Origin of the sequence: Streptosporangium sp. 'caverna' (assembly GCF_003203775.1) — a bacterium.
Lineage (GTDB): Bacteria > Actinomycetota > Actinomycetes > Streptosporangiales > Streptosporangiaceae > Streptosporangium > Streptosporangium subroseum.
The window spans coordinates 7850230-7864989 of the sequence record NZ_CP029711.1; the positions used below are offsets into that span (position 1 = coordinate 7850230).

Here is a 14760-nt window from a genome sequence, read left to right on the forward strand (position 1 = left end):
TTGGGCTGGATCACTGGGTGCCGAGCTCGTCGAGGAGGTCGAAGATCTCGTCGGCCGTCGCCGACTGGAGGTCGTCGGTGTCGGCGCCGCCCGCGGGCGCGGCCCAGGCGGAGGCGAGCGTGCGTAGCCGCTGCCCGATCCCTGCCCGGTGCCCGTCGTCGAGGGCGGCGGCCTTGAGCAGGACTTCCAGGCCGGCGATCTCGGCGTAGACGGCGTCGACGGGGCTGGTCTCGGGTGCCTGGTCGGGGCGGAGCAGCTCGGCGAGGTGCCGGGCGAGTCCGGTCGGCGACGGGTGGTCGAACAGCAGGGTCGCCGTCAGGCGCAGCCCGGTCTCGGTCTGCAGCCGGTTGCGCAGCTCCACCGCGGTCAGCGAGTCGAAGCCCAGCTCGAGGAAGCCCCGGGTGGGCTCGACGTCCTTGGGCGACGCGTAGCCCAGGATGCCGGCGGTGCGGGACCGGACCAGGTCGAGCAAAATCCGGTCGCGCTCGACCTCGCTCAGCGGGGCGAGCCGGGCCGCGAGCGTCTGGGTGGGGGCGGTGTCGGCGGCCCGGCGAGGTACGGCGACCAGGCCGCGCAGCAGTTCGGGGACCGTACCGTCACTCGCCGCGGCCCGGAGCGCGCCCAGGTCCAGCGCGATCGGCACCGCCAGCGGCCGACCGGCCGCGAGGGCGGCGTCGAAGGCGGCGAGGCCGTCGGCGGCTGTGAGCGCGCCGAAGCCGGTACGGGCCAGCCGGGCGCGGTCGGCGTCGGTGAGCGTGCCGCCCATGCCGGCGTCCCACAGGCCCCAGGCCAGCGAGGTCGCCGGCACCCCCTCGCCGCGCAACCGGGTGGCGTACGCGTCGAGGAAGGTGTTGGCGGCGGCGTAGTTGGCCTGGCCGGCGTTGCCGAACAGTCCCGACGCCGAGGAGTAGAGCACAAAGGCGCGCAGCGGCCTGTCCTTCGTCGCGGCGGCGAGGTTTCGGGCGGCGTCGACCTTGGCGCGGAAGACCGCGTCGAGCCGCTCGGGGGTGAGAGACTCCAGCGTCCCGTCGTCGAGCACACCGGCTGCGTGGATCACGGCGGTCACCGGCTCGTCCCGCAGCGCCGCGGTGAGCGCGTCGGCGTCGGACACGTCGCAGGCGATCGACCGCACCCTCGCCGGAGCGAGCTCGCGTTCGAGGTCGGCGTTCCCGCCGGAGCGAGAGATCAGCACCAGATCGCGGACGCCATGGGCTTCCACCAGGTGCCGGGCGACGAGCCTGCCGAGCGTCCCGGTGGCCCCGGTGACCACCACGGACCCGTCACCGAAGTCGACCGCCTGCGAACCGTCGAGCCGTACGAGGCGCGGAACCCGCACCACGCCGTCGCGTACCAAGGCCTGTGGCAGCGGATACCGCGCGTCCTCGGCGGCGTCCAGCAAGTGGATCCGGTCGGGATGCTCGGACTGGGCCACCCGGGCCAGGCCCCACAGCGCCGCCCCGTCCGGATCGGTGACCGTGTCGCCGACCGCGCCGAACGTGCGCACGACCAGCCGGGAATCGGACCAGGCGGGATCGGCGAGCCAGGCCTGGAGCAGGGTGAGCAGCGCGGCGGCCCGGTCCCGGGCGGCGCCGGGCGCCGTGGCGTCCACGACCAGCACCGTCGCGGGGGCCGGCAACGGATCGCCGAGCGCGATCACGACCCGGGGTTCCGCGGCGGGCGTGACCTCCTGTCGCACCCAGTCCACGCCGAACAGCGACCGGAAGCCGGCCGGCACGGCGCTGACCTGCTCCGCGGTGACCGGGCGGAAGGCCAGCTCGTCGATGGTGAGCACCGGAGCGCCGGAGCCGTCCAGAGCGGCCAGGCGGACCGCGCTGTCGCCCAGTCGGGTGAGGTGGACGCGGAGCGTGCCGGCGCCCACGGCGTGCAGGCGCGCGCCGCTGATCGCGAACGGCAGCCGTACGGTCTCGTCGAACAGTCCGGCCGCGCCGATCGCGTGCAGAGCCGCGTCGAGCAGCGCCGGATGGACGCCGAACCCGTCGAGGTCCACGCCGTCCAGCCGTACCTCGGCGACCACCTCGTCGCCGTCGCGTACGGCGCCGACCAGGCCCTGGAACGTCGGTCCGTAGCGCAGGCCCGCGTCGGCCAGCCGCTCGTAGAGGCCGTCGAGAGGAACCGGCTCGCCGCCCGTCGACGGCTCGGGGAGCGGCACCGGCGCCCCGGCGTCGGCGGAGAGGAGACCGGTGGCGTGCGTGGTCCAGCCCTCGGCGCCGTCGGGTTGCGAGTAGACGGCCAGGGTACGGCGTCCGTCCTCGTCCGGTGCGCCGACCGTGACCCGCAGCGCGACCCCGCCGGTGGCCGGCAGCGCGAGCGGCGCCTGGAGCAGCAGCTCGTCGAGGACGGGGACGCCGGACCGGGCTCCCGCGGCCAGGGCGACGTCGACCAGGGCCGCGCCGGGGACGATCACGGCGTCGAAGACCGCGTGGTCGGCCAGCCAGGCCGGTGACCCGGCGGCCAGCCGCCCGGTGAACAGCAGGGCGTCGCTGTCCGGGAGCGTGACGGCCGCGCTCAGCAGCGGGTGCTCGGCGTCGTGCAGGCCGGCGCCGGCCAGGTCCCCGGCCGGGTCGATCACGTCGATCCAGAGCCGCTGGTGCTGGAACGGGTAGGAGGGCAGGTCGAGGACGGGCGCCGGGCCGGTGCCGAACGTCGCGGCCCAGTCGACGGTCTGGCCGGCGACGAAGACCTGGGCCACCGCGGTGAGCAGGGTCTCGACCTCGCCGCGGCCGCGGCGCAGCGTCGCGGCCGCGGTCAGCTCGGGGCGGGCTTCCTGGAACAGCGCGGTGAGCACGCCGTCCGGGCCCAGCTCCAGGACGCGGGCCGCGTCCAGCGCGCCGATCGCGTCGGCGAACCGGACCGGCCTGCGGACCTGCTCGACCCAGTACTCCGGGTCGGTCCAGCGCAGCGGCTCCCCGGGCTCGACGGTGGAGACCGCGGCCAGCCGAGGCTCGGCGAAACTCAGTCCGCGGACGACCTTCGCGAACTCCGCGAGCATCGGGTCCATCAGCCGGGAGTGGAACGCGTGGCTGGTCCGCAGCCGCGAGGTCTTCCAGCCCCGCTCTGTGGCCAGCACGGCCACCCGGTCGACGTCCGCCTCGGCTCCCGACACCACGACCGCGCTCGGTCCGTTCACCGCCGCGACGTCGACGGCGAATCCTTCGGCGGTGGCGGCCAGCAGAGCGCGGACCTCGGCCTCGGCGGCGCCGATCGCGAGCATCGCGCCGCCGGCGGGCAGCGCCTGCATGAGCCGCCCTCGGGCCGCGACCAGCGTGGCGGCGTCCGTCAGGCTCAGGACCCCGGCGGCGTAGGCGGCGGTGATCTCACCGACGGAGTGACCGGCCACCGTCTCCGGCGTCACCCGCCAGCTGCGCAGCAGGGTCAGCAGCGCGACCTCGACCGCGAAGATCGCCGGCTGCGCCCAGCCGGTCTCATCCAGCCGTTCCTGGTCGTCGAGGACGTCGAGCAGGGGCAGGTCGAGCGCGGCGCAGACCTCGTTGAACGCGGTCGCGAACACCGGGAAAGCGTCATACAGCTCACGGCCCATACCGGCCCGCTGCGCACCCTGACCGGTGAACACCATCGCCAGCCGCCCCTCGGCGGCGCGGCCGGCCGCGACCGGTTCCCCGGAGCCTGGGCTCAGCAGCACCGCGCGGTGCGGCAGCGTGGCCCGGCTGGTCAGCGCGTGCCCGATGTCCTCCGGCCGCGCCTGCGCCCGGTCGCGGAGCACGACCCGCATCCGCTCGACCAGCTCGGTCAGCGCCGCCGGGTCGTTGGCCGACACCACCAGCGGCACCGTACGGGTCACCGCCGGGACCGGCGTGGTCGCCTCGGCCGGGGGCTCCTCCAGGATGATGTGCGCGTTGGTCCCGCTGATCCCGAACGAGGAGACGCCGGCCCGGCGCGGTCTGGAGGAGGCGGGCCAGGGCCGGGCCTCGGTGAGCAGTTCGACCGCGCCGGAGGCCCAGTCGACCTTCGGGGTCGGCTCGTCGACGTGCAGCGTCTTGGGCAGTACGCCGTGCCGCATGGCCTGGATGACCTTGATGATCCCGGCGACCCCGGCGGCGGCCTGGGTGTGCCCGAGGTTGGACTTGATCGAACCGAGCCAGAGCGGTGTCTCCCGGTCCTGGCCATAGGCGGCCAGCAGCGCCTGCGCCTCGATCGGGTCGCCCAGCGTGGTGCCGGTGCCGTGGGCCTCGACGGCGTCCACGTCCCGCGAGGTCAGGCCCGCGTTGGCCAGCGCCTGGCGGATCACCCGCTGCTGGGACGGGCCGTTCGGCGCGGTCAGCCCGTTGGAGGCGCCGTCCTGGTTCACCGCGGTGCCCCGGACGACCGCGAGCACGCGGTGCCCGTTCCGCCGGGCGTCCGACAGCCGCTCTACCAGCAGCATGCCGACGCCCTCGCCCCAGCCGGTGCCGTCGGCGGCGGCGGCGAAGGACTTGCACCGGCCGTCGGCGGCCAGGCCGCGCTGGCGGGAGAAACCGGTGAAGGTGTCCGGGGTCGCCATCACCGTCACGCCGCCGGCGAGCACCAGATCGCACTCGCCCGACCGCAGCGCCTGGGCGGCCAGGTGCAGCGCGACCAGCGACGACGAGCAGGCGGTGTCGACGGTGACGGCCGGGCCTTCGAGTCCGAAGGTGTACGCGATCCGGCCGGAGGCGACGCTGCCGGAGTTGCCGGTGCCGAGAAAGCCCTCGACCTCCTCCGGCACGGCGGTCAACCGGCCGAGGTAGTCGTGGTACATCAGGCCGACAAAAACGCCGGTACGGGAGCCGCGCAGCCCCAGCGGGTCGACACCGGCGCGTTCCAGGGTCTCCCACGAGGATTCCAGCAGCAGCCGCTGCTGCGGGTCCATCGCCATGCCCTCGCGCGGGCTGATCCCGAACAGGCCCGGGTCGAAGTCGGCGGCGTCGTAGAGGAACCCGCCCTCCCGCGCGTACGACGTACCGGGATGGTCGGGGTCGGGGTGGTAGAGCCCCTCCACGTCCCAGCCCCGGTTGGCAGGGAACAATCCCATGCCGTCCCTGCCCTCGGCGACGAGGTTCCACAGCTCGTCCGGGGTGGTGATCCCGCCCGGGTAGCGGCAGGCCATGCCGACGATCACGATGGGGTCGTCGTCGGCCGGTGCGGCGACGGCCGCCATCGGCACCGGGGCCGGGGCCGAGCCGGAGAGCTCGGCGGTGATGAACTCGGCGAGGGCGGTGGCGTTCGGGTAGTCGAAGATCAGCGTCGCGGGCAGCCGCAGGCCGACCTCGGTGGCGAGCCGGTTGCGCAGCTCGACCGCGGTGAGCGAGTCGAAGCCCAGCTCGCGGAAGGCCCGGCCGGCCGGGATCGCGTCCGAGCCGGGGTAGCCGAGCACCGCGGCGGCGTGGGCCCGGACGGTGGTCAGCGCCGCCAGGACCCGATCGGCCTCCTCCATGCCGGCGAGGTGCTGGGCCAGCGAGGAGCCGCCGGTCTCGGTCCTGGCCGCGGCGGCGCGCCGCCGGGTGACGGTCCGGACCAGGCTGTGCAGCAGCGGGGGAAGCTCTTCGACGCCGCGGAGCGTGGCCAGGTCGAGCCGGATCGGGACGGCGACCGGGCGGCCGGAGGCCAGCGCGGCGTCGAAGAGTGCGAGGCCGGCCGTGGCGTCCAACGCGCCGAAGCCGCCCCGGGCCAGCCTGCGGCGGTCGGCCTCGGAGAGCGCGCCGCCCATGCCGGCGTCCCACAGGCCCCAGGCCAGCGACGTCGCCGGGACGCCCTGTGCCCGCAACTGTGTTGCGTAGGCGTCCAGGAAGGCGTTGGCGGCGGCGTAGTTGGCCTGGCCGGCGCTGCCGAACAGCCCCGACGCCGAGGAGTAGAGGACAAACGCGCTCAGCGGCCTGTCCTCCGTCGCGGCGGCGAGGTTACGGGCGGCGTCGACCTTGGCACGGAAGACGGTGTCGAGGCGCTCGGGGGTCAGGTCGGTGAGCAGGCCGTCGTCGATGACGCCGGCGGCGTGGACCACGGCGCTGACCGGCTCGTCCCGCAACGCCGCCATGACCGCGCCGGCGTCGGACAGGTCGCACGCGAGCGAGCGCACCTCCGCGCCCTCGATGTCGACGCTCCCGCCGGAGCGGGAGAGCAGGAGCAGTTTTCGAACACCGTGGGCCCGCACCAGGTGCCGGGCGACGAGACCGCCGAGCGTGCCGCCGGCGCCGGTGACCACCACGACGCCGTCACCGAAGTCCGCCGTACCCGAGGCGTGCAGCCGGGCCAGACGCGGCACCGTGACCGCGCCGTCGCGCACCAGCGCCTGCGGCACCGGGTAGAGCGCGTCCTCGGCGGCGTCCAGCAGGTGGATCCGGTCGGGGTGCTCGGACTGGGCCGACCGGACCAGGCCCCACAGCGCCGCCCCGTCGGGGTCGGTGACGTCGTCGCCGACCGCGCCGAACGTGCGGACGACCAGCCGGGCATCGGACCAGGCGGGATCGGCGAGCCAGGCCTGGAGCAGGGTGAGCAGCGCGGCGGCCCGGTCCCGGGCCGCGCCGGGCGCCGTCGCGTCCACGACCAGCACCGCCGCCGCCCGCGCGGGCAGCGGCTCGCCGAGCGCGATCACGACCGGGGCCTCCGCCGCCGCGGTCAGTTCCTGCGGCGTCCACTCGACGGCGAACAGCGAGCGGGCCGCCTCGTCCTGACCGGCGGCGGTCTCGTCCGCGGTGACCGGGCGGAAGACGAGGCCTTCGACGGTGACCACCGGCTCGCCGGCGGCGTCGACCGCGTCGACCCGTACGGTCTCGCCGTCCATCCGGAGCCGGGCCCGCAGCAGCCCGGCGCCGTCGGCGTGCACGGTGACGCCGGTGAACGCGAAGGGCAGCCGGGTCACGCCGTCGCCGGCCGGTCCCGTGCTCAGACCGTGCAGGACCGCGTCGAGCAGCGCGGGATGGACGGCGAACCGGTCCGGATCGCCGGGCAGCTCCGCTTCCACGTAAAGGTCGTCGCCCTGCCGCCAGACCTCGCGCAGGCCCCGGAAGACCGGCCCGTACTCGTAGCCCGCGGTGGCCAGCCGGTCGTAGAGGTCCTCGGTGGCCAGGCGGGTCGCGCCGGCCGGGGGCCAGGCGAACGCCTCGGCGGCCGGCTGGGCCCGGCTCACGAAACCGGTGGCGTGGACGGTCCAGGGGTCTTCGGTTCCGGAGTCGGGCTCGCCCGGGCGGGAGTGAACGGTGACCGGGCGGCGGCCGTTCTCGTCCGGGGCGCCGACGCTGACCTGTACGGCGACGCCGGCCGAGGCGTCGAGCCGGAGCGGCTGCTGGAGCACCAGCTCCTCGACGGCCGGGGCGCCGGCCACGGCGCCGGCGGTGAGGGCGAGGTCGAGCAGGGCGGTCCCCGGCACCAGGACGGTGCCCAGGATCGTGTGGTCGGCCAGCCAGGGCTGGGCGCGGAGCGTGAGGCGGCCGGTGAGCACGGCGCCGTCGCCGTCGGCCAGCGAGACCGCCGCGCCGAGCAGCGGGTGCTCGACCAGGCTCAGCCCGAGGCTCGCCGGGTCGGTCTCGGCGCCGGTGCCGGCCTGCGGCCAGTAGCGCTGCCGCTGGAAGGCGTAGGTCGGCAGGTCGGGCAGCGGCGTGCCGGCACCGTCGAGGACGCTCGCCCAGTCGACCTCCGTACCCCGTGTGAACACCGTCGCCATGCCGGTGAGCAGCGTGGCGACCTCGTCCCGGTCCCGGCGCAGCGTCGGCACGGCGAGCGCGTCCGGCTCGTTCGCACCGACCAGGGCGGTCAGCACGCCGTCCGGCCCGACCTCCAGGAAGCGGGTGACGCCCCGGGCGGTCAGCGCGGCCACCGCGTCGGCGAACCGGACCGGCCGGCGGACCTGCTCGACCCAGTACTCCGGCTCGGTCCAGCGCAGCGGCTCGCCCGGCTCCACCGTGGAGACCGCGGCCACCTGCGGCGCGGTGAAGGCGAGCCCGTCGACGACCGTACGGAACTCGGCGAGCATCGGCTCCATCAGCCGGGAGTGGAACGCGTGGCTGGTGCGCAGCAGAGAAGTCTTCCAGCCCCGCTCCGCGGCCAGTTTGACGATCCGGGTGATGTCGTCGGCGGCCCCGGAGACCACCACCGCGTCCGGGCCGTTCACCGCGGCGAGGTCCACCTCCGGGCACGCCTCCAGGACGTCGGCCTCGGACGCGCCGACCGCGAGCATCGCGCCGCCGGCCGGCAGCGCCTGCATCAGCCGGCCCCGCGCCACCACCAGCGCCGCGGCGTCGGTCAGGGACAGGACCCCGGCGGCGTAGGCGGCGGTGATCTCACCGATCGAGTGCCCCGCGACGAAGTCGGGCGTCACGCCCCAGTGCCGGAGCAGCGCCAGCAGCGCCGCCTCGACCGCGAACAGCGCGGGCTGGGCGTAGCCGGTCTGGTCGAGCGCGTCCGGGTCGGCGAAGACGACCAGCCGCAGCGGCTGGTCCAGCAGCGGGTCGATCGACGCGCACACCTCGTCGAACGCGGCCGCGAACACCGGGAAGGCGGCGTAGAGCTGCTCCCCCATCGCCAGGCGTTGCGCGCCCTGGCCGGTGAAGAGCAGGGCGAGCCGGCCGTCGCCGATCTCGCCGCGCGCAGCGGTCTCCCGCCGCTTGAGCGTACGGAGCAGCTGGGCCCGGTTGGGCGCCAGGTAGACCGCCCGGTGCGCGAGCGCGGCCCGCCCCGCGGCGGTCCGGGCCACGTCGGAGACGTCGGCGTCCCGATGCGCGTCGAGCCAGTCGCGGAGGTTTTCGGTCTGCGCGTCCAGGCCGGCCTCGGTGGCCGCGGAGACGACAAACGGCAGGACCGGCAACGTGCTGCGGCTGCGCGGTCGCTCGTCCTCGACGGCGGCCGGCGGCTCCTCCAGGATGACGTGGGCGTTGGTGCCGCTGACCCCGAACGCGGACACGCCCGCCCGGCGCGGCCTGGAGGAGGCGGGCCAGGACCGGGCCTCGGTGAGCAGCTCGACCGCTCCGGAGGTCCAGTCGACGTTCGGGGTCGGCTCGTCGACGTGCAGCGTCCTGGGCAGCAGCCCGTGCCGCATCGCGAGGATCATCTTGATGATGCCGGCCGCACCGGCGGCGGACTGGGTGTGACCGATGTTCGACTTGATCGAACCGAGCCAGAGTGGCTCCTCGCGGTTCTGGCCGTAGGTGGCCAGCAGCGCCTGGGCCTCGATCGGGTCGCCGAGGGTGGTGCCGGTGCCGTGGGCCTCGACCGTGTCGATCTCCTCCGGCGCCAGGCCGGCGTTGGCCAGCGCGGCCCGGATCACCCGCTGCTGGGCGGGGCCGTTGGGGGCGGTCAGGCCGTTGGAGGCCCCGTCCTGGTTGACCGCGCTGCCCCGTACGACGGCCAGCACCGGGCGCCCGGACTCCCGCGCCGAGGACAGTCGCTCGACCAGCAGCATGCCGACGCCCTCGGCCCAGCCGGTGCCGTCGGCCGCCGCCGCGAACGACTTGCAGCGACCGTCGACGGCCAGGCCGCGCTGACGGGAGAACTCGGTGAACGTGCCGGGTGTGGCCATGATCGTGACGCCGCTGACCAGAGCCATGCCGCACTCGCCCTGGCGGAGCGCCTGCGCGGCCAGGTGCAGGGCGACCAGCGAGGACGAGCAGGCGGTGTCGACGGTCATCGCGGGGCCTTCGAGGCCGAACGTGTAGGCGATCCGCCCGGAGGCGACGCTGCCGGCGCTGCCGATGCCGAGGTATCCGCTCAGGTCCTCGGGGCTCTCCTCCAGCAGGGAGATGTACCCCTGGTGGGTGGTGCCGACAAAAACGCCGATCTGCTGTCCGCGGAGTGAGAGCGGGTCGAGGCCGGCCCGTTCGAACGTCTCCCACGCGGTTTCCAGCAGGAGCCGCTGCTGCGGGTCCATGGCGAGGGCCTCGCGCGGGCTGATCCCGAACAGGCTCGGGTCGAACCGGTCGGCGTCCTGAACGAACCCGCCGTTGACCGTGTAGGAGGTGCCGGAACGGTCTGCGTCGGGGTTGTAGAGCGCGTCGACGTCCCAGCCGCGGTTGGCCGGGAACGAGCCGATCGCGTCGACCTCCCCGGCGACCAGGTCCCACAGCTCGTCGGGGGTGCTGACGCCGCCGGGGAAGCGGCAGGCCATCGCGGTGAGCACGATCGGGTCGTCGACGTCGGCGAGCACGGCCGGGGCGGTGACCAGGGCGGCCTCGCCGCCGAAGACCTCCTCCTGCAGGTAACGGGCGAGTTCCAGCGGCGTCGGGTAGTCGAACGCGAGCGTTGGGGAGAGGCGCAGCCCGGTCTCGGTGGCCAGCGCGTTGCGCAGCTCGACCGCGGTGAGCGAGTCGAAACCGAGTTCGCGGAACGGTCGCCTGACCGCGATCGCCTCGGCGGACGGGTAGCCCAGGACGAGCGCGGCGTGGCCCCGTACCAGGTCGACCAGCTCGGTCTCGCGCTGTGCCGGGGGCAGGGCGGCCAGCCGGGAGCGCCAGCCGGTCTCGACCACCGGCGCGGCGGCGGCCAGGCCGGCGACCTCCGGCAGGTCCTCCAGCAGCGGCCGGCGGCGGGCCGCGGCGAACGTCTCGACGAAGGAAGCCCAGTCGACGTCGGCGACGGTGAGCAGCGGCGAGCGTCCCCCGGCGGCCTGCCGGAGGACCTCGATCGCGAGGTCGGGGGACATCGGGGCCAGGCCGCGCCGGCTCAGCGCGGCGGCGGTGCCGCCCTCGGTGGCCATGCCCGCCTCGGCCCATGGGCCCCAGGCCAGCGACGTGCCGGCCAGGCCGCGAGCGCGCCGCCGCTGGGCCAGGGCGTCGAGGCCGGCGTTCGCGGCCGCGTAGGCGCCGCCCCAGCCGCTGCCCCAGGTCGCGGCGATCGAGGAGAACAGAACGAACGCGTCCAGGTCCGTGTCGCCGAGGAGTTCGTCGAGGTGCAGCGCCCCGGTGGTCTTGCCGGCGAGCACCGACGCGAGGCCGGCGGCGTCGAGGTCGGCCAGCGGCGCGCTGTGCGCGATGCCGGCGGCGTGCACGACCGCGGTGAGCGGGGCCTCCGGGTCGGCGGTGGCCTCCTTGAGGAGGGCCGCGACCGCGTCGCGGTCGGCCAGGTCCGTGGCGACGATCGTGACGCGGGCACCCGCGGCGCGGATCTCGTCGGCCAGGTCGTGCGCACCGGGTGCGTCCGGCCCGCGCCTGCCGGCCAGGACGAGGTGCGCGGCGCCGTGGGCGGCGGCCCAGCGGGCGACGTGGCCGCCGAGCGCGCCGGTGCCACCGGTGATCAGGACGGTGCCGCGCGGCTGCCAGCCCTCGTCGGTGCCGGCCGGAGCGTGCTCCAGCCGGCGGACGAGCAGGCCGGAGGGGCGGATCGCGACCTGGTCCTCGGCGTCGAGACCGCCGGCGAGGACCGCGACGAGCCGGTCGGCGGCGCGTGGGTCGAGGGTTTCGGGGAGGTCCAGGAGGCCGCCCCAGCGGTTCGGGTACTCCAGGCCGACCACCCTGCCCAGGCCCCACACCTCGGCCTGGGTGAGGGTGGTGACGTGGTCGCCGGGAACGGCGGCGACCGCGCCCCGGGTGAGGATCCACAGCGGAGCGGGGACGGCGGCGTCCTCGACGGCCTGGGCGAGCGCGAGCGTTCCGGACAGCGCCGCCGGGAGACCCGCCTCGTCCGTGCCGTCGCCCATCGCGAGGAGCGAGACGACCCCGGCGACGTCGGCCTGGTCGCGGAGCCGGGCCGCGAGCGTGGCCCGGTCGGCCGCGGGAATCGTCACGACGTCGCCGCCGGCCCGGGCGAGGATCTCCTCGACGCCGTATGCCTCGGCGGGGACGACCAGCACCCAGGTGCCGGTGAGCGTCCGCGTGGTCGGGTCGGGCAGCGCCGTCCAGGTCTCCCGGTAGCGCCAGCCGTCGACCTGGTCGCGCCGCTGCCTGTGGCGGTGCCAGGAGGAGAGGGCCGGGACCAGGGCGCCGAGCGTCTCCCGGTGGGCCTCGGCGTCGATACGCAGTTCGTGGGCGACCGCGCTGAGGTCGGCGGAGTCGATCGCGGCCCAGAAGTCGGCGTCCGCGCCCGTCGCGGTGACCGCTTCACGGGGGGCGGGGCGGAGCCAGTACCGCTGGTGGGAGAAGGGGTAGGTGGGCAGGTCGACCGGGCGGGCACCGGTGCCGTCGAACAACGCCCGCCACTCCACCTGCTGACCACTGACGAACAGCTCGGCCAGTGCGGTCAGCAGCGTCGTGGGCTCGTCTCGGTCCCGGCGCAGCGCGGCCACGGCGACCGCGTCCGGGGTCGCCGCACCGACCAGTGCGGTGAGCACACCGTCCGGGCCCAGCTCCAGCACCCGATCGGCCTTCAGAGCAGCGGCCGCGTCGGCGAACCTGACCGGCTTGCGGACCTGCTCGACCCAGTAGTCCGGGTCGGTCCACTGCCCCGACCCCACCGCCGCACCGGTCACCGTCGACACCGCCGCCAGCCTCGGCTCAGCGAAACCCAGCCCACGGACAACCTCGGAGAACTCCGCGAGCATCGGCTCCATCAAGCGCGAATGGAACGCATGACTGGTGCGCAACCGCGAGATCTTCCAACCCCGCTCCGCAGCCAGCTCGGCGACCCGCTCGATGTCGCCCTCAACCCCGGACACCACCACCGAGGCCGGACCGTTCACCGCCGCGACATCAACGGCGAAGCCGTCGCCGCTCGACCCATCGCCGCCGCCTACGGAGGCCAGGAGCGCCCGGACATCGACCTCGGCCGCCCCGACGGCGAGCATCGCCCCACCCGAGGGCAGCGCCTGCATCAACCGGCCCCGCGCCGCGACCAGCGTCGCCGCATCCGCCAAGCTCAAAACACCGGCGGCGTACGCGGCGGTGATCTCCCCGATCGAATGCCCCGCCACCACCTCCGGGACCACACCCCACGAGCGCACCAACGCCAGCAGCGCCACCTCCACCGCGAAAATCGCCGGCTGCGCCCACCCCGTCTGATCCAGCAACGCCGCGTCCAACTCACGCAGCGGAAGATCCAGAGCCGCGCATACCTCGTCATAGGCCGCCGCGAACACCGGAAACACGTCATACAGCTCCCGGCCCATCCCGGCCCGCTGCGAGCCCTGACCGGTGAACACCACCGCCAAACGACCCTCGGCCGCCGCCCCCCGAATGACCGCATCACCCAGCAGCACCGCACGCTGCTCCAGCACCGCCCGCGCCGTCAACGCCACACCGACATCCAACGGAGCCGCACCCAACGCCCGCACCCGCTGAACCTGCGCCTCCAACGACCCCACAGACCGCGCACTCACCACCAACGGCACCACCGGCAACCCCACCACCGGCCCAACCGGCCCAACCGGCTCATCCACCGGCACGACAGCCGGCGCCTGCTCCAAAATCACATGCGCATTCGTCCCACTGATCCCAAACGAAGACACGCCCGCCCGCCGCGACCGACCCGTCTCCGGCCACACCCGCGCCTCGGTCAGCAGTTCCACCGACCCGGAGGCCCAGTCCACCTGCGGCGACGGCGCATCCACATGCAGCGTCTTGGGCAGCAGCCCGTGGCCCAGGGCCAGAACGGTCTTGATGACACCACCGACGCCGGCCGCGGCCTGCGCATGGCCGAGGTTGGACTTCAGCGAGCCCAGCAGGAGCGGCTGCTCCCGGTCCTGGCCGTACGTGGCGAGCAGGGCCTGGGCCTCGATCGGGTCACCGAGCCGCGTCCCGGTCCCGTGCGCCTCCACCGCGTCCACATCGGCGGGCGACAGCCCGGCAGACGCGAGGGCCTGCAGGATGACGCGCTGCTGGGCGCCGCCGTTCGGGGCGGTCAACCCGTTGGAGGCGCCGTCCTGGTTGACCGCGCTGCCCCGCACGACCGCGAGGATCGGGTGGCCGAGGCGCTGGGCGTCCGAGAGGCGCTCGACCAGCAGCAGGCCGACGCCTTCCGACCAGCCGGTGCCGTCGGCGGCCGCGGCGAAGGACTTGCACCGGCCGTCGGCGGCCAGGCCGCCCTGCTTGGTGAACTCCCCGAACGAGTCCGGGGTCGACATGACCGCCACACCGCCGACCAGCGCGATCGAGCACTCCCGGCTGCGCAGGGCGCGGCCGGCCAGGTGCAGTGCGACCAGCGAGGAGGAGCAGGCGGTGTCGATCGTGACCGCCGGTCCCTCCAGGCCGAACGTGTAGGCGAGCCGGCCGGAGAGGACGGCCGGCGCGGTGCCGGTGAGCAGGTGGCCGAGGACGCCGTCGGGCAGGTCCTCGACGTAGGAGCTGTACCCCATGTAGCTACCGCCGACGAAGACGCCGGCCTGCGTGCCGCGCAGCGTCGCCGGGTCGATCCGGGCCCGCTCGAAGGTCTCCCAGGCCACTTCGAGCAGGACTCGCTGCTGCGGGTCCATGGCCAGGGCCTCGCGCGGGCTGATCCCGAAGAACGCCGGGTCGAAGTCACCGGCGTCGTGGAGGAAGCCGCCGGTGAGCGTGTCCATCTCGGCCGAACCCGGCTCGTACCAGGTATCCCAGCCACGGTCGGCGGGGAACCCCGAGATCGCGTCCTGGCCCTCGGTGACCAAGCGCCAGAGATCCTCGGGGGAGGAGACTCCGCCGGGGAACCGGCACCCCATCGCGACGATGGCGAGCGGCTCCTGCTCGGCCGATTCCATCTCGGTGAGGCGCTGGCGGGTCTGGGCGAGATCCGCGGTCACCCACTTGAGATAGTCGCGGAGGGTTTCCTCAGTCGCCATTCGTCCACCTCTGCGGATAACCGAGCAAACGTCGAATTGACCGACGTCCGAAATCGAAGGCTGTTTCTCGGAATAGCGAATTCAGCAGCCCGACA

The 14760-nt window shown here is 74.7% G+C and carries 1 protein-coding gene; it reads right to left on the reverse strand.

All coding sequences use genetic code 11. The annotated features are described in order from the left end of the window. Positions 1-10: 10 nt before the first annotated feature. On the reverse strand, positions 11-14665 hold the full coding sequence (locus DKM19_RS33990; protein WP_110701447.1) for a type I polyketide synthase: 14655 nt from the start codon (positions 14663-14665) through the stop codon (positions 11-13). Positions 14666-14760 lie beyond the last annotated feature (95 nt).